Origin of the sequence: Vibrio sp. NH-UV-68 (assembly GCF_042940635.1) — a bacterium.
Lineage (GTDB): Bacteria > Pseudomonadota > Gammaproteobacteria > Enterobacterales > Vibrionaceae > Vibrio > Vibrio pacinii.
On the sequence record NZ_CP134975.1, the window covers coordinates 2280717 to 2300437 of the forward strand.

General features: G+C 46.7%; 16 protein-coding genes and 17 tRNA genes. 23 read left to right on the top strand and 10 right to left on the bottom strand.

Annotated elements, in window-relative coordinates; all coding sequences use genetic code 11:
• Positions 1–37: 37 nt before the first annotated feature.
• A complete protein-coding gene (locus ViNHUV68_RS10315) occupies positions 38–1279 on the bottom strand; it encodes a DUF2066 domain-containing protein (RefSeq protein WP_391087956.1) in 1242 nt (413 codons plus the stop codon).
• A 264-nt stretch (positions 1280–1543) separates the two neighbouring features.
• Here ViNHUV68_RS10315 and ViNHUV68_RS10320 point away from each other — a divergent pair, with 264 nt between their 5' ends.
• Complete coding sequence (locus ViNHUV68_RS10320) at positions 1544–2791, top strand: solute carrier family 23 protein (protein WP_391087959.1); 1248 nt, start codon at positions 1544–1546, stop codon at positions 2789–2791.
• 130 nt (positions 2792–2921) lie between these two features.
• Here the strand turns inward: ViNHUV68_RS10320 and ybaK are convergent, their stop codons facing one another.
• The 8 genes from ybaK to hemA form a co-directional block, all read right to left on the bottom strand.
• Positions 2922–3395, bottom strand: a complete 474-nt coding sequence (gene ybaK / locus ViNHUV68_RS10325; protein ID WP_391087962.1) for a Cys-tRNA(Pro) deacylase — start codon at positions 3393–3395, stop codon at positions 2922–2924.
• Between the two features lie 86 nt (positions 3396–3481).
• Positions 3482–5143: a bifunctional UDP-sugar hydrolase/5'-nucleotidase UshA gene (gene ushA, locus ViNHUV68_RS10330; protein ID WP_391087964.1), complete on the bottom strand. Its 1662-nt coding sequence runs from the start codon at positions 5141–5143 to the stop codon at positions 3482–3484.
• 383 nt (positions 5144–5526) lie between these two features.
• Positions 5527–6378 (bottom strand): 3-deoxy-8-phosphooctulonate synthase, encoded by an 852-nt coding sequence (kdsA, locus tag ViNHUV68_RS10335; RefSeq protein WP_038173041.1) that lies wholly within the window; start codon positions 6376–6378, stop codon positions 5527–5529.
• 46 nt (positions 6379–6424) lie between these two features.
• Positions 6425–7234: a SirB1 family protein gene (locus tag ViNHUV68_RS10340; protein WP_038173042.1), complete on the bottom strand. Its 810-nt coding sequence runs from the start codon at positions 7232–7234 to the stop codon at positions 6425–6427.
• Positions 7235–7266: 32 nt separating this feature from the next.
• Positions 7267–7650, bottom strand: a complete 384-nt coding sequence (locus tag ViNHUV68_RS10345) for a SirB2 family protein (protein WP_038173043.1) — start codon at positions 7648–7650, stop codon at positions 7267–7269.
• 12 nt (positions 7651–7662) lie between these two features.
• Complete coding sequence (prmC, locus tag ViNHUV68_RS10350) at positions 7663–8523, bottom strand: peptide chain release factor N(5)-glutamine methyltransferase (protein ID WP_038173044.1); 861 nt, start codon at positions 8521–8523, stop codon at positions 7663–7665.
• A 4-nt stretch (positions 8524–8527) separates the two neighbouring features.
• Positions 8528–9616, bottom strand: a complete 1089-nt coding sequence (gene prfA, locus ViNHUV68_RS10355; RefSeq protein ID WP_391087969.1) for a peptide chain release factor 1 — start codon at positions 9614–9616, stop codon at positions 8528–8530.
• Positions 9617–9662: 46 nt separating this feature from the next.
• The gene (gene hemA, locus ViNHUV68_RS10360) at positions 9663–10919 is read right to left on the bottom strand and encodes a glutamyl-tRNA reductase (RefSeq protein WP_391087972.1); all 1257 of its coding nucleotides are present in this window, start codon (positions 10917–10919) and stop codon (positions 9663–9665) included.
• A 161-nt stretch (positions 10920–11080) separates the two neighbouring features.
• Between hemA and lolB the strand changes: the two genes are divergently transcribed.
• The 22 genes from lolB to ViNHUV68_RS10470 all read left to right on the top strand — a co-directional run bounded on the left by lolB (position 11081) and on the right by ViNHUV68_RS10470 (position 17973).
• Entirely contained in the window at positions 11081–11695 is a 615-nt protein-coding gene (lolB, locus tag ViNHUV68_RS10365) for a lipoprotein insertase outer membrane protein LolB (protein ID WP_391087975.1), read from the top strand.
• Positions 11692–12543 carry a 4-(cytidine 5'-diphospho)-2-C-methyl-D-erythritol kinase gene (ispE, locus tag ViNHUV68_RS10370; protein ID WP_391087978.1) on the top strand — a complete coding sequence of 284 codons (852 nt, stop codon included), beginning with the start codon at positions 11692–11694 and terminating at the stop codon, positions 12541–12543. Before lolB ends, ispE begins: the two co-directional genes overlap by 4 nt.
• A gap of 49 nt (positions 12544–12592) precedes the next feature.
• Positions 12593–13537 (top strand): ribose-phosphate pyrophosphokinase, encoded by a 945-nt coding sequence (locus tag ViNHUV68_RS10375; RefSeq protein WP_038173074.1) that lies wholly within the window; start codon positions 12593–12595, stop codon positions 13535–13537.
• Positions 13538–13685: 148 nt separating this feature from the next.
• Positions 13686–14276: an aminoacyl-tRNA hydrolase gene (pth, locus tag ViNHUV68_RS10380; protein WP_391087981.1), complete on the top strand. Its 591-nt coding sequence runs from the start codon at positions 13686–13688 to the stop codon at positions 14274–14276.
• Between the two features lie 10 nt (positions 14277–14286).
• Positions 14287–15378 carry a redox-regulated ATPase YchF gene (gene ychF, locus ViNHUV68_RS10385; RefSeq protein WP_100754237.1) on the top strand — a complete coding sequence of 364 codons (1092 nt, stop codon included), beginning with the start codon at positions 14287–14289 and terminating at the stop codon, positions 15376–15378.
• A 268-nt stretch (positions 15379–15646) separates the two neighbouring features.
• Positions 15647–15723, top strand: a tRNA-Met gene (locus tag ViNHUV68_RS10390).
• Between the two features lie 37 nt (positions 15724–15760).
• Positions 15761–15845 (top strand) — tRNA-Leu (locus tag ViNHUV68_RS10395).
• A 27-nt stretch (positions 15846–15872) separates the two neighbouring features.
• A tRNA-Gln gene (locus ViNHUV68_RS10400) sits at positions 15873–15947 on the top strand.
• Between the two features lie 77 nt (positions 15948–16024).
• Positions 16025–16101 (top strand) — tRNA-Met (locus ViNHUV68_RS10405).
• 55 nt (positions 16102–16156) lie between these two features.
• Positions 16157–16241 (top strand) — tRNA-Leu (locus ViNHUV68_RS10410).
• Positions 16242–16291: 50 nt separating this feature from the next.
• Positions 16292–16366, top strand: a tRNA-Gln gene (locus tag ViNHUV68_RS10415).
• Between the two features lie 88 nt (positions 16367–16454).
• Positions 16455–16539, top strand: a tRNA-Leu gene (locus ViNHUV68_RS10420).
• Between the two features lie 50 nt (positions 16540–16589).
• A tRNA-Gln gene (locus ViNHUV68_RS10425) sits at positions 16590–16664 on the top strand.
• Positions 16665–16752: 88 nt separating this feature from the next.
• A tRNA-Leu gene (locus ViNHUV68_RS10430) sits at positions 16753–16837 on the top strand.
• Positions 16838–16887: 50 nt separating this feature from the next.
• A tRNA-Gln gene (locus ViNHUV68_RS10435) sits at positions 16888–16962 on the top strand.
• Positions 16963–17050: 88 nt separating this feature from the next.
• Positions 17051–17135: transfer RNA gene (locus ViNHUV68_RS10440), tRNA-Leu, on the top strand.
• Positions 17136–17185: 50 nt separating this feature from the next.
• A tRNA-Gln gene (locus tag ViNHUV68_RS10445) sits at positions 17186–17260 on the top strand.
• Between the two features lie 88 nt (positions 17261–17348).
• Positions 17349–17433, top strand: a tRNA-Leu gene (locus ViNHUV68_RS10450).
• Between the two features lie 50 nt (positions 17434–17483).
• Positions 17484–17558 (top strand) — tRNA-Gln (locus ViNHUV68_RS10455).
• 88 nt (positions 17559–17646) lie between these two features.
• A tRNA-Leu gene (locus tag ViNHUV68_RS10460) sits at positions 17647–17731 on the top strand.
• A gap of 25 nt (positions 17732–17756) precedes the next feature.
• Positions 17757–17833, top strand: a tRNA-Met gene (locus ViNHUV68_RS10465).
• 55 nt (positions 17834–17888) lie between these two features.
• Positions 17889–17973, top strand: a tRNA-Leu gene (locus ViNHUV68_RS10470).
• A 239-nt stretch (positions 17974–18212) separates the two neighbouring features.
• Here ViNHUV68_RS10470 and ViNHUV68_RS10475 read toward each other — a convergent pair.
• Positions 18213–19346, bottom strand: coding sequence for a flagellin (locus ViNHUV68_RS10475; protein ID WP_038175549.1), 1134 nt, complete (start codon positions 19344–19346; stop codon positions 18213–18215).
• Positions 19347–19721 lie beyond the last annotated feature (375 nt).

Genomic DNA, 19721 nt, shown 5'->3' on the forward strand with positions numbered 1-19721 from the left:
AGTGCCAGACCTTTTTATTGATGTTTGTGTTGCTGAACTAGCGGGTTAAAACGCTGGATTCCGACTCGGGCTCTGTAGGCTCAGTCTCTACTGCTGGGGTAGGCATGACATAAGGCTGCCCCTGCCACTCAAATTGCATGATCATTTCTGCAGGTATCACTTCAAGCACGGGCGTTGTTGGCAAAGCCTGGGGCATGAGCGCCTCACTGTCAGTCGTTGCTTGTGGCTCGCTAAGATTGTCGCTTGGCACTTCAATGCTTGGCTCCGGCGCAACCACTGGTGGTGTTTCGGTGATACTTTCTAGCGGCATCACATCACTAAGACGACTCACTTCCTGCTTAAATTCTTGCTCTGAAGATAACAGATGGACATTAAACGTCACTTGATTGCCTTGAATCTTAAGAATATCCAAAGACGCCACTGAACTGAGCGATTTAAGCTGATTTTCCAAGGTAAAGAAGCTTACTGCATCATTAAGCTCGGTAAAACGAACCTTAATGGCTTGTGATGATTCACTGGCCACAATAACGGCGCTCTTGCTAGCAAAGTAATCACTAAGCTGATCAATCATTTTACTCGCCGCGTCGCTGCCGCTATTTGTGCCCGACAAAGGTGCTTGACGAGTAATACCAATCGTCGCTGGCTTTTGGTCGTAAAGTGTCCAACGCAGATTATTGCCTTGCGCTTTGACCACTAACACAGCATCAACTGGATAACGCTTGCTCGCCTCACCAACAGGTTGGATAAACCCACCCCAAAGATCGGAAACCGCCACACCAGTGATATCATCGAAATCACCAACCGGCACCGTCAAAGGTAAACCACGCTGCTGAGCTCGGGATTTTATCTGATCGAATATCGCCGACGGTGAATGCTCCCAAATGATGTTACGCTCTGTTTGTTCTTCAACAAGCCAAACCAACACATTGGCCCGCGCAGCAGACCACATTGGCAACTGTGCTTGACTAAGCAAAGAGCGAATATGTGGTGCGCTAAACACCATTTTTAATGTTTGCTGATCAGCAGACTGCCCGTAACTCAATTGCGCTAAGTACTGAGCACTTTGGCCAAGTGCTTTCTTGACCACTTCATTTTCTGGCGCATTGACGTCACCAGAGGCTCTGATCAGTACCTCTTTCATACCTTCCACGCGCGCTTGGACATCCGCGTTGTGAGCCGACGGGTCAATCACAACTTCACTGCGATACAAGTCGACATTGGTTAAGGCCATGGCAGGTAGAGCAATCAGCCCTAAAACAAACAGTGCTATATGACGCATAGAATTCCTAAAATCCGCTTTTTCAACGTTAAGGTACGATGATAAGCAACTATCGCTACCGGAGCAACAAAACCCCTCACTTATCCATCGAAACTCTGCGTAATCCAATACCATCTTTTATCATTGTCATCATCTATTCCTAGAACATTTGATCTAGTTCAGATTGCAATCGATTGCCAAGGTGATAGAATCGCGCGAATTTTATTTTCGTTGAGCAGATAGTTGCTCTGAGACTCGCCATCTAAAGGATAAAGGAATAACAACATGAGAAATGCCATTCAAGGTGCACAAATGCTCTTCGTTGCGTTTGGTGCATTGGTGTTGGTGCCGCTATTAACCGGGCTTGATCCTAGTGTGGCACTTTTTGGTGCTGGTGTCGGTACCCTTATTTTCCAAATCATCACTCGTCGCAGTGTGCCTATTTTCCTCGCTTCTTCTTTTGCTTTCATTGCTCCTATTTTATACGGCGTGCAAACTTGGGGTGTCCCGGCGACCATGGGTGGCCTTATGACCGCGGGTTTTGTTTATGTGGCGATGGGGACATTGATTAAAGTGCGTGGCGTTGAAATCATTCATAAATTACTGCCACCCGTTGTTGTTGGCCCAGTGATTATGGTGATTGGTCTTGGTTTGGCCCCTGTCGCAGTCAACATGGCACTAGGTAAAGGTGGCGATGGTACACAATTGATCAATGCTGACGCCTCACTGATTATTGCTGGCGCGTCTCTTCTAACCACTATAGGGCTAAGTGTTTTTGCCAAAGGCTTCCTTAAGCTGACCCCTATCTTGGGTGGTATCGTGGTCGGTTACGCCCTGAGCTTGGCTTACGGTATTGTAGACTTTACGCCGGTTCATCAAGCCGCTTGGTTGGCGATGCCTAACTTTACTCTGCCTGAATTCAACATCAACGCCGTTCTGTTTATGATCCCTGTTGCGATTGCACCAGCGGTCGAACACGTTGGTGATATGTTGGCGATTTCAAATGTTACTGGCAAGAACTATCTCAAGAAGCCGGGATTGCATCGCACTATCACCGGTGACGGGGTAGCAACGATTGCGGCGTCTATGGTTGGCGCTCCGCCAAACACCACCTATTCAGAAGTTACTGGGGCGGTGATGTTAACCAAGGCATTCAACCCTGTCATCATGACATGGGCAGCCGTGACGGCGATTGTTCTTGCACTAGTCGGTAAACTGGGCGCAGCACTGCAAACCATTCCAATGCCAGTCATGGGTGGAATTATGATTCTGCTGTTTGGTTCTATCGCCACCGTTGGCCTGAATACACTGATCAAGAACAACGTGGATCTGCACAAATCTCGCAACTTAGTTATTGTTGCCATTACACTTGTATTTGGTATCGGTGGCATGGCCTTTGGCATTGGCGAGTTTAGCCTACAAGGTGTCAGCCTATGTGGTATCGTTGCGATTGTGCTTAACCTTGTACTACCGCAAGAGCTTGGTGAAAATCACGTTGTCGACAATGCGCAAATGGAAGAAGAAGTGAGATAATCGAGTTTCGAGTTTCGAGTTTCGAGTTTCGAGTTTCGAGTTTCGAGTTAAATTTTTCGGGTTGACGTCTATGCGTCAACCCTTCTTTTTGGTCTCTTCAAACACTTAGCTGCGATTCACGCCCTTAAAGTCATATACACAACTCAACAAACTGTGCTCTGGTTAATGCTGCAAGATCTTGCGGTGCTAATTCAATCTCTAGCCCTCGCTTACCCGCACTGACACAAATAGTACCTTGTGTTAATGCACTTTGATGGATGAAGGTTGGCAGAGCTTTCTTCTGTCCAAGCGGACTAATACCGCCAACAACGTATCCCGTTATTTTTTGTGCGATATCCGCATCCGCCATCTCAGCCTTTTTAGCCTGCGCCGCTTTGGCTGCCAGTTTGAGGTTTAGCTTTTGATCGACAGGGATGATCGCGACAGCCAAATTCTTAGCTTCCCCATTGAGACTAAAAAGCAACGTCTTAAACACCTTCGCTGGATCTTGGCCCAGCACCTCTGCCGCTTCTAATCCATAGCTTTCGGCACGCGAATCATGCTGGTACTGATGAATCTCATGAGGGACTTTTTTCTTTTTGGCGAGATTAATTGCTGGAGTCATACTCCCTCCTTCAAACAAGGCATACAAAAAACGCCACTCGAATGAGTGGCGCTTTAGATTAAAGACTTTTACAAGTTAGAGTCAACTTACTTGTACATCATCTCGCCAGAAGGAGCATACTTGTTCACATCAACAGGGCTGTTTGCTTCTAGATACTCTTTCAGTACTTCGGCATCAACAAAGCCAGTATTCACGTAGCCTGGATGATCGCTTAGTTTAGGGTAACCATCGCCACCTGCAGCGTTATAGCTTGGTACCGTGAAACGGTAAGTCTCATCAAGACGCAGCTGCTTGCCACCAATAAATACGTTCGACACTTTACCGTCAGCAACCGTCATCGAGATGCCAGCAAACTGAGCGTAAGCACCAGAATCAACCGGTTTAGTCGCGACTACGTTTAGGTAGTCCAACACTTCTTTACCTGTCATATCAGTGTAAGTCAGGATATTAGCGAAAGGTTGAACGGTCAGCACGTCTTTGTAAGTAACATCGCCCGCTTCAATTGAATCACGTACACCACCCGAGTTCATGACGGCAAAGTCTGCTTTTGCACGTTCCATATGAGAAGTTGCGATGAGACGGCCTAGGTTAGTTTGCTCGAAACGAACCACGTTACGGTCACCCTCAAGCTTGCCATTGGTCTCAGCAATCTTAACGTTCAACTGCGCTTGACCTTGCTCTTGGTATGGACGCAAGAACTCTAGCAACTCTTGATCTTGTGCAATTTCATCTTCAATCAGAACACGTTGGCTCTTACCGTCGACTTTAATTTTCTTCTTCAAGTTAACCGGAATAAGGTCGTAGCTGACCATTTCTAGTTCACCGTTACGGAATTCATAATCGGCACGACCTACGTACTTGCCCCATTCATGCGCCTGAACGATGTAAGTGCCGTTTTGCATATCTGGCTTACACTCATCAGAAGGCTTGAAGTTCTGTTTAACAACATTTGGCGCTTCCATACACACTGGCTCTTGAGAGTGACCACCGACGATCATATCGAGAGAGCCTTCGTTTAGGTAGCGAGCAAGAGCGACATCGCCTGGCGCATTAATGCCACGTTTGCCATCTTCGTAGTGCCCCATGTGCGTCACCGCGAAGATCAGATCTGGCTTTTCGGTCTCTTCCAGTTCAGCGATCAGTTTTTTCGCTTCTTGTTTCGGATCACGAAAATCGATGCCACCAATGAATTCAGGGTTACCAATTTTCGCCGTGTCTTCTGTCGTTAGACCAATAACCGCGATCTTGATGCCTTGTTTATCGAACATTTGGTAGGCCTGGAACATACGTTCGCCAGTTGCCTTGTCGTAAATGTTGGCAGACAACATTGGGAAATCAGCCCACTCTTTCTGCTTAAACAATACGTCGAGAGGATTATCGAACTCATGGTTGCCCAACGCCATCGCGTCGTAACCAATTTTGGTCATACCTTTAAAGTCAGGTTCTGCATCTTGCAGATCAGACTCAGGTACACCTGTGTTGATATCACCGCCTGATAGTAGTAGCGAAACGCCACCTTCAGCTTCGATGTCAGCACGCAACTCATCAATAAGAGTCTTACGTGCCGCCATTCCGTACTCGCCGTATTTGTTCTGCCAGAAACGACCGTGATGGTCATTGGTGTGTAGAACGGTCAACTTATAAGTTTTGTCTGCTTCCCACTCATGCTGAGGTGCTGTCGCACAACCAGCGAGAGTTGCCAAAATTGCTGCGCTAATTGCGCTTTTTACGATCAGGCCTTGCTTCATTGTCATACCTTTTGAGCTTATAGGATTGCCACTGCTTTTTTATACTGCTCTCAATTGAATAGACGTACTTGCGAAAAAAAGTGCGATGCGAGCAGTAAAACTTGAGCTAGTTTAAATTAACATTAGTGACATGACAGACTGATTTCATATTTATGTCGGATTGATCACCATAAAATTACCCCAAATGTGTAACAAAGCGTCAAAGTTGCAATTGAGTCAATAAACGATCACAGGCAATCGTTTCACTGTGAGCTGAGCGGATATAGGGCGGGAGTGTGAGGGTTAGCGTTTACTCAACATGGTTCGATAACATGGTCAATTAACTGACACTAACAGACATAAAAAAGGACTGGTCATTACCAGCCCTAATCAAAGCGTGTTGATTACTTGATATCGATATGGTCAAAACCTTTAATCAGGTCATCAAGTGCTTTCATTTGCGCTAAGAACGGCTCAAGCTTGTCCAAAGGTAATGCCGATGGTCCATCACAGCGTGCCTGATCTGGATTTGGGTGCGCCTCAATAAATAGACCAGCAATCCCGGTTGCTAAACCCGATTTAGCCAGCTCTACAGTTTGCTCACGACGGCCACCTGAAGCGGCGCCTGAAGGATCGCGCATTTGCAGAGAGTGCGTCACATCAAAAATAACCGGGCTACCATTCGTTGCTTTCTTCATCACACCAAAACCTAGCATGTCGACCACTAGATTGTCGTAACCATGGCAAGAGCCACGCTCACATAAAATGATGTTTTCGTTGCCACATTCGGCAAACTTCTCAACGATGTTACCCACTTGGCCAGGGCTCATGAACTGAGGCTTCTTAACATTGATCACAGCGCCGGTTTTCGCCATCGCTTCAACTAAATCGGTTTGACGTGCAAGAAAAGCCGGCAATTGAATCACATCAACCACTTCAGCAACAGGTTGTGCCTGAGCTTCATTATGTACATCGGTAATAATTTTAACGCCGAAGGTATCTTTAAGCTCTTGAAAGATCTTCATACCTTCTTCCAAGCCTGGGCCACGATAAGAGTGCACAGAGCTGCGGTTCGCTTTATCAAACGACGCTTTGAATACGTATGGGATACCCAGTTTTTCCGTCACTTTGACGTAGTACTCACAAATTTGCATCGCAAGATCGCGTGACTCAAGCACATTCATACCCGCAAATAACGTGAATGGCTTGTCGTTCGCTACCGGAATGTCACCAACGTGAACAATTTTCTGTTCCATTTTATTCTCTCTATTTCGATGTGATGCCAACCGTTGAGTGTTGGACTTAATGTAACGTCACCTGAGTACTACTCATGGCAGTGACTTGATTCTTTAATAGTTCGGCTGCTGGGTCATCTGGGCACTGATCAATAAAATACTGGAAATCAGACAGTGCCACTTGGTGGCAATCTAGTTGTTGATAGATAAACCCGCGGTCACGAATCTCATACGGATCATCGGGAACGAACGTTAGAGCAAGATCGGTACACTTTAGTGCCAAAGTATAGCGCTCTTCACGCAGTAGGGCACTTTTGAGTAGCGCTAACCAGCGACCAATGACGGTTGGGTTGTCAGTTTGCACCAAGTGTTGAGACTTGAGTTTTGCTAGCGGCCCTTTATGGCCAATCAGCCAAGCGGTTAAAGTATGCTGTGAAACATACTCACCATTAAACGGGTTGATATAGAGCGGCTTCTGGTTGTGCCATTCTAATTTGAGCAAAAACTGAGTGGGAAAAGTCACCCCAACCAGTGGGAAACCAAGTTTTCGCGCCACAAACAACAAAATAGCCCCTAGGCTCACAGGAATGCCTTTGCGACTTTCGAGCACTTTATCAATGAAACCATTATCTGAGTGAAAGTAGCTTTCGCGATCGCCACAAAAGCCCCACTCGTGGTAGAACACTCTTAGCAGCGCAGCAAATCGTTGCTGCTCATTGGTTTCGTTAACCAACAGCAACTCTGCTTCTTGCAGTAAACGGTTTAGCTCCGATTGAGCCCAAGCATCTTGGGTATGAGGATTGATCGCTTTATTTAAAACGAGCGCACCTTCAGCCAGTTCCATTGCATCAAAGTCTTCATCAAATAACTCAAACATACCGCTTGTTATACCCTCTTAAACCATCACTACTAGCCAAAGAACATTGGTGTTTTAGTCACCGCGACTTTCCCTGCCATCGCTAACCACCCCAAGGCACCGAAGAAGGAAAAGGTTTTGAGCAGTTTGTTCTTACCGAGTTTCAGGGCAAAGAAGCCAAGGGCAATATAAGCCAATACACAAGTGATTTTTTCCGTCAACCAAGGCGCTGAAGCCGTGAAAGGTATAAAACCTGTGACCACAATCAACATGATGCCTGACAGCAAAAGGAAGGTGTCATTAATATGAGGGAATACCTTAAAAAACTTCTTTTCCAGTATTGGCGAGTTAGCCATCATGAGTGCAAAACGAACCGATAATAACGTTGCACTAATAGCAATCGTCAGGAGGTGGAAGTGCTTTAAACCTTCGTACATTATTTTTCTCTCTTACGTTTGTGGCGAGTATTGACCAATCGTTACTCGGTCATTGTCACCATAATCCTTGTAGGTAGCCACGTTACCGTAGCCCAGTGAAACCAGTAATTCCCTGACGCTCGCCCCTTGCTCAAAGCCATGCTCAAACAACAGCCAACCTTGTAACATAAGGAACTGACGAGCTTGCGTCGCAATGTGTCTAATATCGGCAAGACCATTGTCATCCGCGACAAGCGCACTCAATGGTTCGAAGCGCACATCACCTTGAGTCAGATGAGGATCTTCTTTTTCGATATAAGGAGGATTTGAAACAATCAAAGCAAACTTTGTACCATCAGGAATGGGCTCGAACCAACTGCCCGACAGAAAGCGGGTGTTGGGTATTGCGAGCCTTGCCGCATTTGATTGGGCTAATTGCTGAGCGTCTGGTTTAAGATCAATCCCCCAAACTTGTCGCTCTGGTAATTCAGAGGCCAACGCTAAAGCGATTGCCCCCGTCCCCGTCCCTAAATCAAGAATATCTCCTTGATTATCTGATGCTTTTTCTAATGCAATCTCGACTAAGCGTTCTGTATCAGGGCGTGGAATTAAGGTACTCGGTGACACTTTAAGTGGCAATGACCAAAACTCACGTTCACCAATAATATAGGCGACAGGCTCTCCCTGACATCGACGAATTAGCAGCGCATTGAAATCAGCCAATTGCTCAGCCGACAAAATTTTCTCTGGCCAAGTGAGCAAAAACGAACGCGGCTTATCTAGCGCGTGGCAAAGTAGCACCGCGGCATCAAGAGAGGGCGAATCACTGCCGCTCTCGATCAGTTGCTGAGCGGCGTACTTAAGTGTTTGTTCAACACTGCGTTGAGACGACATCGATTTAATTATTGTCGGCTAGGGCAGCAAGCTGATCCGCTTGATACTCCTGAATCACAGGGTCAATCAGGCTCACTAAATCCCCTTCCATCACTTCATTAAGACGGTAGATAGTCAAGTTGATGCGATGGTCAGAAACACGCCCTTGCGGGTAGTTATAAGTGCGAATACGGTCACTACGGTCACCAGAGCCTAGCAAGTTACGACGTGTATCTGAAACTTCAGCCGCACGTTTTGCTTCTTCAGCTTGGATAATACGAGCCGCAAGAACCGCCATCGCTTTGGCTTTGTTTTTATGCTGAGAACGTTCATCCTGACACTCAACTACCGTACCCGTCGGTAAGTGAGTAATACGAATGGCAGAGTCAGTGGTGTTAACGTGCTGACCACCTGCGCCTGAAGCACGGAAGGTATCAATTTTAAGGTCAGCCGCTTTAATTTCTGGGATTTCTGCTTCTGGAACTTCTGCCATAACAGCGACAGTACACGCCGAAGTATGCACTCGACCTTGAGATTCAGTCGCTGGAACACGTTGGACACGATGACCACCGGACTCAAACTTAAGTACGCCATACGCACCATCACCAGAGACTTTAGCAATCATCTCTTTGTAGCCACCGTGCTCTGACTCGTTTGAAGACATGACCTCAATGCGCCATCCTTTTTTCTCGGCAAATCGGCTGTACATACGGAACAGATCACCGGCAAAAATCCCCGCTTCATCGCCACCCGCACCTGCGCGAATTTCTAAGAAACAGTTGCGGTCATCGTTAGGGTCTTTTGGCAATAATAGAATTTGTAGATCAGCGCTGAGTTGCTCGATTGTCGATTTCGCTTCTTTGATCTCTTCTTGAGCCATCTCACGCATTTCAGCGTCATCTTCGTTAGCCATTTCTTCCGCCGCGGCTAAGTCTTCTTGTGCTTGCTGGTATGCTTGAAAACACTTGGTAACTTCCTCGAGCTGAGAGTACTCTTTTGACAACGCACGGAATTTATTTTGGTCACCGATAACATCAGGGTCGCCAAGGAGGTGTTGAACTTCTTCATAACGCTCAACCAATGTTTCTAGCTTAGTTAAAATAGAGGCTTTCATAGTTTTCTTTAACTCAAGGGGTTATTAAAGTCGGTCGCTCTTAATGCTAAGAGTTTTCCAGACCTAGACTTTGTCGAATAATGGCAAGCTTTGCTGGTTCGCCCTTCTCGGCCGCACTTTGCAGTGCTCGAGTCGGAGCGTGAATAAGCTTGTTGGTGAGCTTGTTGCTCAACTCTAGCAGGACTTTCTCGGCATCAGCGCCCGCAGCTAGAGATTGTAAACTTTTCGTTAGCAGTTCTTCGCGTATTTCGTTGGCCGATTGGCGGTATTCACGAATGCTGTCGACCGCTTGTAAGGAGCGAGCCCAAGACATAAACGCGGCGCTCTCTTCACTGACGATCGCCTCTGCCTGAATCGCTTCTATCTTACGCTGTTCAATATTGCTGTCGACGATCGATTGAAGATCATCAACCGTGTAAAGGTAAACATCATTTAGCTCACCCACTTGCGATTCAATGTCGCGCGGTACAGCAATATCTACTAACAACATAGGTTGATGACGTCGTGCTTTAAGTGCGCTTTCCACCATGCCTTTACCGATAATAGGCAGTGGACTTGCGGTTGAACTGATCACAATGTCTGCTTTTGGCAGGTGTTCGGGGATCTCGGGCAAACCAATCACTTCTGCGCCAAACTGCTCTGCCAACGGTAAAGCACGTTCTTTGGTTCGGTTCGCGACGATCATCTTTTTACAGCCATTACCAGCAAGGTGCTTTGCGACCAACTCTATCGTCTCGCCAGCACCAACCAGCAGTACTGTCGATTTCTCTATCGATTCAAATATGTGTTTCGCTAAGGTGCAAGCTGCGTAGGCAACGGAAACGGCATTACCACCGATATCGGTTTCGGTCCGCACGCGTTTGGCGACCGAAAACGCTTTTTGAAACAACTTATCCATCGCCGAATCGACGGCCTGATATTGACGGGAATCGGCATAGGCCTGCTTGACCTGTCCTAGAATCTGCGGCTCACCCAATACCAAAGAGTCAAGACCACACGAGACGCGCATCAAATGACGAATCGCTGCCTGTTCTTCATAAACGTATAAACTGGGTTTAAGCTCTTCGGCGCTCGCTTGATGGAATTGAGACAACCAATCGATGATTTTACTTTTGCCGCCACTTTTTACATCACAGTAAATTTCAGTACGGTTACAAGTCGAAATGATAACACTACCGTTTACCATCAAGTTTTGACTGAGCTGCTCTAGTGCTTGAGGTAGCTTATCCGGACCAAACGCGACCTTTTCACGCAGTTCGACAGTGGCCGTATTATGGTTGATACCTATAGCAAGCAAAGACATGAATTTTAGTTTCTCTGAATCACGCGACGGATAAATGAGGTCGGAATTTTACTTGATGGCCCCGTTTATTGAAAGGGGAAAGCGGATATGTTTTCTAGAGTTCGTGATTTCGGTGATATAGTAAGGACCAACCTTGGGCAAAACTGGATAAATAATCAGCAATGACTCAATTTTTTCGCTCACTGGTCATGCTCACTGCAGGGCTACTGTATCTCACCGGTTGTACAACGCTCGATAGTACCACCAATGTTGAGTGGCAAACCCATCAACAAAGATTAGCCAGTATTCAACAATACCAAGCCGTAGGTAAGTTGGGCTACCTCTCACCACAACAGAGACAGTCGCTTAATTTTCAATGGTCTTATTCAGCGCAACTAACGCAACTGCGCATGACGACTTTTCTTGGCCAGACGGCGTTGGCGCTTAAAGTGACGCCCGATGGAGCATTGGTAGAAACCTATGATGACCAACAATTTAGCGCACAATCCGCGCAGGCGCTTATTCACCAATTAACGGGGCTCACTCTGCCTGTCGAGTTATTGAATGAATGGTTACTGGGTCGCCCGACCGCCGCGGATGCTTATCAACTTAATCAAACGGATACACTCGCGTCCCTGACTAAACGCGTCGCGGGCCAAACGTGGCAATTGAACTACCTCGCCTATCAAGACGTTCAACACCAAGCGATACTATTGCCGTTGCCGAGAAAACTTAAGCTTACTCAAGGCGATATTTCGATCAATATTGTGATAACTAAGTGGACGGTTAACCAATGATCACTGAAACCACTCACTGGCCTTCGCCAGCAAAACTTAATCTTTTCCTTTACATCACTGGACGTAGAGATAACGGCTATCATGAATTACAAACCCTGTTTCAGTTTCTTGATCACGGTGATGAGCTCACGATTACCGCCAATCAATCCGGTCAGATCACGCTCTCGCCCGACATTCCTGGCGTGACACTGCACGACAATCTCATTTGGCAAGCAGCAACCGCTTTGCAAAACGCCGCCGATTGTTGCCTTGGGGCGCATATCGAACTGAATAAAGTGCTGCCTATGGGCGGTGGTATTGGAGGAGGCTCATCAAATGCGGCCACCACCTTGGTTGCCCTCAACCATCTATGGCAAACCAAGTTGTCTGATGATGAACTGGCCCAAATTGGCTTAAAGCTCGGCGCCGATGTGCCGGTATTTACACGCGGGTTTGCCGCATTTGCAGAGGGTGTCGGTGAGGAATTAACCAAAGCAGAGCCTGCTGAGAACTGGTATCTAGTCGTTCGTCCTAACGTGTCAATTGCAACTGCAGATATCTTTAACCACCCAAAGCTGACTAGGAACACACCAAAACGTGCGCTGGCAACACTTCTTGACAATAATTACGAAAACGATTGCGAAAAAATTGTCCGAATGCTGTACCCAGAGGTTGATAAGCAACTTTCATGGCTGCTACAATACGCGCCGTCGCGGTTGACCGGGACAGGATCATGCGTTTTTGCTGAATTTTCGAGCAAGAACGAAGCTGTATCTGCTCTTGGGAAACTGCCAGACACTGTCTCTGCCTTCGTGGCAAAAGGCAAGAATGTCTCACCTTTACATGAGACATTGGCTAAGTATGCTTAGCCCACACACAATCAATTTAAAAACTGGACGCAACCCTGAGGTTTCCACCGTGCCTGATATGAAGCTATTTGCTGGTAACGCTACACCTGAACTAGCCCAACGTATTGCTGATCGTCTCTACATCTCTCTTGGTGATGCAAGTGTTTCACGTTTTTCTGATGGCGAAGTCGCTGTTCAAATCAACGAGAACGTTCGTGGTAGTGATGTTTTCATTATCCAATCAACTTGTGCACCAACTAACGACAACCTAATGGAACTTGTAGTGATGATTGACGCAATGCGCCGCGCTTCAGCGGGCCGTATTACTGCAGTTATCCCTTACTTCGGTTATGCACGCCAAGACCGTCGTGTACGTTCTGCTCGTGTGCCTATCACTGCAAAAGTTGTTGCGGATTTCCTTTCTAACGTTGGTGTTGACCGCGTTCTGACTATCGATCTTCACGCAGAGCAAATCCAAGGCTTCTTCGATGTACCAGTAGACAACATCTTCGGTACGCCTGTACTGCTTGAAGATATGCACGCTCGTGGCCTAGAAAACCCAGTGGTGGTTTCTCCTGACCTTGGTGGTGTGGTACGTGCTCGTGCAACGGCAAAAGCGTTAGGTGATATCGATATTGCTATCGTTGATAAACGTCGCCCACGTGCTAACGTTTCTGAAGTGATGAACCTCATCGGTGATGTTGAAGGTCGCGACTGTGTCATCGTTGACGATATGATCGATACAGGTGGCACACTATGTAAAGCTGCGGAAGCGCTGAAAGAACGCGGTGCGAAGCGAGTATTTGCTTACGCAACTCACGCTGTTTTCTCAGGTAATGCAGCGCAGAACATTGGCAACTCAGTTCTTGATCAAGTCATCGTTACTGACTCAATCACACTGCCTAAAGAGATGGAAGCAACAGGTAAAGTTACCTGCCTAAGCCTCTCTCGCATGTTAGCTGAAGCTATTCGTCGTATTAGCAACGAAGAGTCAATCTCAGCCATGTTTAACTAATCGATAGCTCGATTAAGCATTGACAACAACACCCCATTCTCGGGGTGTTGTTTTATTTTCACTCGCCTTAAGTTTTCTCACCTCGCCCGAGATGAGAATTGTGTGCTATCATACCGCGCTTTTTGAGATTCCAAGAGAGATCCGAACCTTGAGTCAGCCAATTAAACTTCTTGTCGGCCTAGCCAACCCAGGACCTGAATATGCCAAAACTCGCCATAATGCGGGCGCTTGGGTGGTCGAAGAGCTTGCACGTATTCATAACGTCACGCTTAAAGACGAAGCTAAATTTTTCGGTTTAACCGGACGTATCATGGTTAATGGTCAGGATCTTCGCTTACTCATCCCGACGACCTTTATGAACCTCTCAGGTAAATCCATTGCTGCGATGGCAAAGTTTTACCAGATCACACCAGAAGAGATCATGATCGCACACGATGAGTTGGACTTACCTCCGGGTGTCGCTAAGTTTAAAAAAGGTGGGGGTCATGGGGGGCACAATGGCCTACGTGATACCATCAGCAAGCTTGGCAATTGCAAAGATTTCTATCGCTTACGGATTGGCATTGGCCATCCTGGGCACAAAGATAAAGTCGCCGGCTTTGTATTAGGCAAAGCACCGGCAAAAGAACAAGAGCTTATTGAAGCAGCCGCAGACGAATCTGTGCGCTGTTTAGACATCCTGCTAAAGGATGGCCTTTCAAAAGCACAAAACCGTTTACACACGTTCAAAGCTGAATAAGGTTACTATCATGGGTTTTAAATGTGGCATCGTTGGACTACCAAACGTTGGTAAATCAACTCTGTTTAACGCACTCACCAAAGCTGGCATCGAAGCGGCTAACTTTCCGTTCTGTACTATCGAGCCAAACACAGGCGTTGTTCCTGTACCGGATCTACGTTTAGATGCACTAGCAAAAATCGTAAACCCACAAAAGATTCTGCCGACAACGATGGAATTCGTTGATATCGCAGGTTTGGTCGCGGGCGCTTCTCGTGGTGAAGGCTTGGGCAACAAGTTCCTAGCCAACATCCGTGAAACTGACGCAATTGGTCACGTAGTACGTTGCTTTGAGAACGAAAACATCGTTCACGTGGCAGGTAAAGTTTCACCGATTGAAGACATCGAGGTTATCAACCTTGAGCTTGCAATGGCGGATCTCGACGCATGTGAACGCGCAATTCAACGTAATGCGAAAAAAGCCAAAGGCGGCGATAAAGACGCGAAGTTTGAACTGACTGTTCTTGAGAAACTGCTACCTATCCTAACTGAAGGTGGAATGGCACGTACAGTTGAGCTATCTAAAGAAGAGTTGGCAGCAATCGGCTACCTAAACTTCCTGACTCTGAAGCCAACGATGTACATTGCCAACGTCAATGAAGATGGTTTCGAAAATAACCCTTACCTAGACGCGGTTCGCGAGTTCGCAGACAAAGAAAACAACGTGGTTGTGCCTGTCTGTGCAGCTATCGAGTCTGAGCTTTCTGAACTAGACGATGAAGATCGCGAAGAGTTTCTTGCTGACATGGGCATCGAAGAGCCGGGCCTAAACCGTGTGATCCGTTCAGGCTATGAGCTGCTAACGCTACACACCTACTTTACTGCAGGTGTTAAAGAAGTTCGCGCTTGGACTATTCCTGTGGGGGCAACCGCACCTCAAGCAGCAGGTAAAATCCACACAGACTTCGAAAAAGGTTTTATCCGCGCAGAGGTCGTAGGCTATGATGATTTCATTACCTACAACGGCGAAAATGGCGCGAAAGATGCCGGTAAATGGCGTTTGGAAGGCAAAGAATACATCGTTAAAGATGGCGATGTTATCCACTTCCGCTTCAACGTGTAATATCACTCCAAGTCTTTGACTTTAAAAGCCAGCCATTTCGCTGGCTTTTTTGTTTTATCCCAACAAAGTTGCAAATTAAACCACGCTTCGAGCGTTGGTTTGTTATCACTTTTCGATCATTAACACGCCTCTTTGTTTAAAAAGAAACCGAACAGTTGATTTCTGAGGATTTATTCAAAAAAACTATTGACGCCTTTGTCTCAACTTCGCATAATGCGCGCCGTTCCCGACGATAAGGCAACGAATCGGAAAGAACAAAATAAGGTATGGCTACGTAGCTCAGCTGGTTAGAGCACATCACTCATAATGATGGGGTCACAGGTTCGAATCCCGTCGTAGCCACCATTCCTAACTGCTTTTACGAAAGTGTTTAGGAATAGATGCGGACGTGGCGGAATTGGTAGACGCACCAGATTTAGGTTCTGGCGCCGCAAGGTGTGAGAGTTCAAGTCTCTCCGTCCGCACCATTATTTATAGCGTTAAGCTATAGCTGTAGGGCTATCGCCAAGCGGTAAGGCAGCGGCTTTTGATGCCGCCATTCCCTGGTTCGAATCCAGGTAGCCCTGCCATATTTAAAGTGTTAAGCCTTTCACAAAAAGGGCTTGTCACTAAGAGCGCGAAGGTTTATATTGTCTCGCTCACGAGTGGCTACGTAGCTCAGCTGGTTAGAGCACATCACTCATAATGATGGGGTCACAGGTTCGAATCCCGTCGTAGCCACCATTAATACAACGTCGCTAGAATTTGCCAATTTTTCTAGATGACTACAGAACATGCTGCGGACGTGGCGGAATTGGTAGACGCACCAGATTTAGGTTCTGGCGCCGCAAGGTGTGAGAGTTCAAGTCTCTCCGTCCGCACCATTCTTTCTATGAAAGAAACCAAGACAATAACGTTTATCGTTGTTTTCTGCAGGGCTATCGCCAAGCGGTAAGGCAGCGGCTTTTGATGCCGCCATTCCCTGGTTCGAATCCAGGTAGCCCTGCCATTATTTACAATGGTTGATCAATTCGTTGGTCAGGCAGACAATACTAAGCTGAGTTATACCAATTGCTCGTTTAGTTACAGATTAAAACGCGGACGTGGCGGAATTGGTAGACGCACCAGATTTAGGTTCTGGCGCCGCAAGGTGTGAGAGTTCAAGTCTCTCCGTCCGCACCATTCTTTCTATGAAAGAAACCTAGACAATAACGTTTATCGTTGTTTTCTGCAGGGCTATCGCCAAGCGGTAAGGCAGCGGCTTTTGATGCCGCCATTCCCTGGTTCGAATCCAGGTAGCCCTGCCATTATTTACAATGGTTGATCAATTCGTTGGTCAGGCAGACAATACTAAGCTGAGTTATACCAATTGCTCGTTTAGTTACAGATTAAAACGCGGACGTGGCGGAATTGGTAGACGCACCAGATTTAGGTTCTGGCGCCGCAAGGTGTGAGAGTTCAAGTCTCTCCGTCCGCACCATTCTTTCTATGAAAGAAACCTAGACAATAACGTTTATCGTTGTTTTCTGCAGGGCTATCGCCAAGCGGTAAGGCAGCGGCTTTTGATGCCGCCATTCCCTGGTTCGAATCCAGGTAGCCCTGCCATTATTTACAATGGTTGATCAACTCGTTGGTCAGGCAGACAATACTAAGCTGAGTTATACCAATTACTCGTTTAGTTACAGATTAAGACGCGGACGTGGCGGAATTGGTAGACGCACCAGATTTAGGTTCTGGCGCCGCAAGGTGTGAGAGTTCAAGTCTCTCCGTCCGCACCATTTTTTCTTTGAAAGAAACCAAGACAATAACGTTTATCGTTGTTTTCTGCAGGGCTATCGCCAAGCGGTAAGGCAGCGGCTTTTGATGCCGCCATTCCCTGGTTCGAATCCAGGTAGCCCTGCCATTATTTACAATGGTTGATCAACTCGTTGGTCAGGCAGACAATACTAAGCTGAGTTATACCAATTGCTCGTTTAGTTACAGATTAAAACGCGGACGTGGCGGAATTGGTAGACGCACCAGATTTAGGTTCTGGCGCCGCAAGGTGTGAGAGTTCAAGTCTCTCCGTCCGCACCATTCTTTCTATGAAAGAAACCTAGACAATAACGTTTATCGTTGTTTTCTGCAGGGCTATCGCCAAGCGGTAAGGCAGCGGCTTTTGATGCCGCCATTCCCTGGTTCGAATCCAGGTAGCCCTGCCATTATTTACAATGGTTGATCAACTCGTTGGTCAGGCAGACAATACTAAGCTGAGTTATACCAATTACTCGTTTAGTTACAGATTAAGACGCGGACGTGGCGGAATTGGTAGACGCACCAGATTTAGGTTCTGGCGCCGCAAGGTGTGAGAGTTCAAGTCTCTCCGTCCGCACCATCTTAATTTAACAATATTTATGTATGGCTACGTAGCTCAGCTGGTTAGAGCACATCACTCATAATGATGGGGTCACAGGTTCGAATCCCGTCGTAGCCACCATTAATACAACGTCGCTAGAATTCGCCAATTTTTCTAGATGACTACAGTACATGCTGCGGACGTGGCGGAATTGGTAGACGCACCAGATTTAGGTTCTGGCGCCGCAAGGTGTGAGAGTTCAAGTCTCTCCGTCCGCACCATTCTTTAACGAACCCAGCTTTATGCTGGGTTTTGTTTTTTCTGCGCATCACGCTTTTCTTAGCATTGTTAATTAGTAATAGCCAAATGGCCATTTCACTCTCACTTACCTCGTTCTCCTCCCCTTGGCTATTTTCTGTCTGATCTATCCGTTACGGCATTATAAACGCGCAAAAAAAATCCAGCCAACGCTGGATTTTCTATTAAGTCATGACTTTATAGTGTGCTAAAAACTAACTTTTTAGCCTAAAAGCCCCAACGCTGAGTTGGGCGCTTGCTTTGCTTGTGCAAGAACCGAACTAGATGCTTGCGTAAGAATCTGAGATTTTGTCAATGCCGTTGTTTCTTTGGCAAAGTCGGTATCCTTGATTCGGCTCTTAGACGCATTAACGTTCTCATTAATGTTTTCTAAGTTATTGATTGCGTGATTGAATCGGTTTTGGAATGCACCAAGTTCAGCACGGTGGCTATCAACAAATTTCAGTGCAGCATCCACAATCGCCACGGACTCTTGAGCGCCACCAACATTGGTGACATCAATGCTATCAACCGTGACTGCTTTCGCTTCTCCTATGCTTAGCTCGCCTGCTAGACTGCCACTGAAGGTCGCAGCGCCATCTACATTGTTATTGTCGGTAAATAGTTGCAATCTTCCATCTTGGTCAACCGAAGCTTTTACCAGGTCTGTCTGACCGTTAATGTAAGTGGCCAACTCTTCAATATCATCGCCTGATTTAGCGTTGATCGTTACGTTTTGCTCTTGACCAAATTTATCCGTTAGGGCAATGGTAAGGTCATTCGCGCCGTCTTGAACTGCCCAGTCTTTGCCTTGCCCATTGGCGGCAACATAGCTGTTACCTCCCATCATGGCATTGTCACTGCGCATATTGTTCATCGTTAACATCACCGCTTCACCACTATCCGCACCAACTTGGAAAGCCTTGGTTGCGAAAGTACCGTTAAGTAGCTTATTGCCACCAAACGAGGTCGTTTCAGCGATACGGTTTAACTCATCATTAAGTGCCGTGATTTCTTCTTGAATCGCGGTCCGCTCTGATTTTGAGTTAGATCCGTTTGCAGATTGTAGTGATAAGTCACGCATACGTTGCAAAATGTTGGTGGTTTCGTTCATGGCACCTTCAGCCGTTTGCGCCATAGAAATACCATCATTTGCGTTACGTACTGCGACGTCTAAGCCACGGCTTTGAACATTCAAACGGTTCGAAATTTGTAGACCTGCCGCATCATCTTTAGCACTGTTGATCTTAAAACCGGAAGAAAGTCTTTCCATCGACGCTTGCTGAGCAGATGACGCGCTATTGAGATAGCGTTGTGCCGTCATTGCTGAAACGTTTGTGTTTACATTAACCGCCATAGTGGTTTCTCCTATTGATTACCGTAGACCGGAGTTGAAGGTTTCCGACGTCTCGGTAAACCAATTAGTTCTCTCAAAGTAACCTTATTAACGACTCAAAATTGATTAACTTTAGAGCTAATTGGTCAAATAGTGTGAAATTCACGGCGAATAAAGCTTAGCTTGATGGCATCTGCAGATATGAAATTAATTGCTAAAGTTTTGACCCAATAGGTCGAGAGGTTGCCATTATTCAACAGCACTGCGGGGAGGATATAACTTGATGTGGGTATTGTGAAACCAAAAAGAAAAAGCCCCTTTTCCTTTGAGAGAACCGGGGCTATTTTGGTAGCCAAGCCTTTGGAGATCGAGAGAAATGATCAAAGCCTGGCCGCC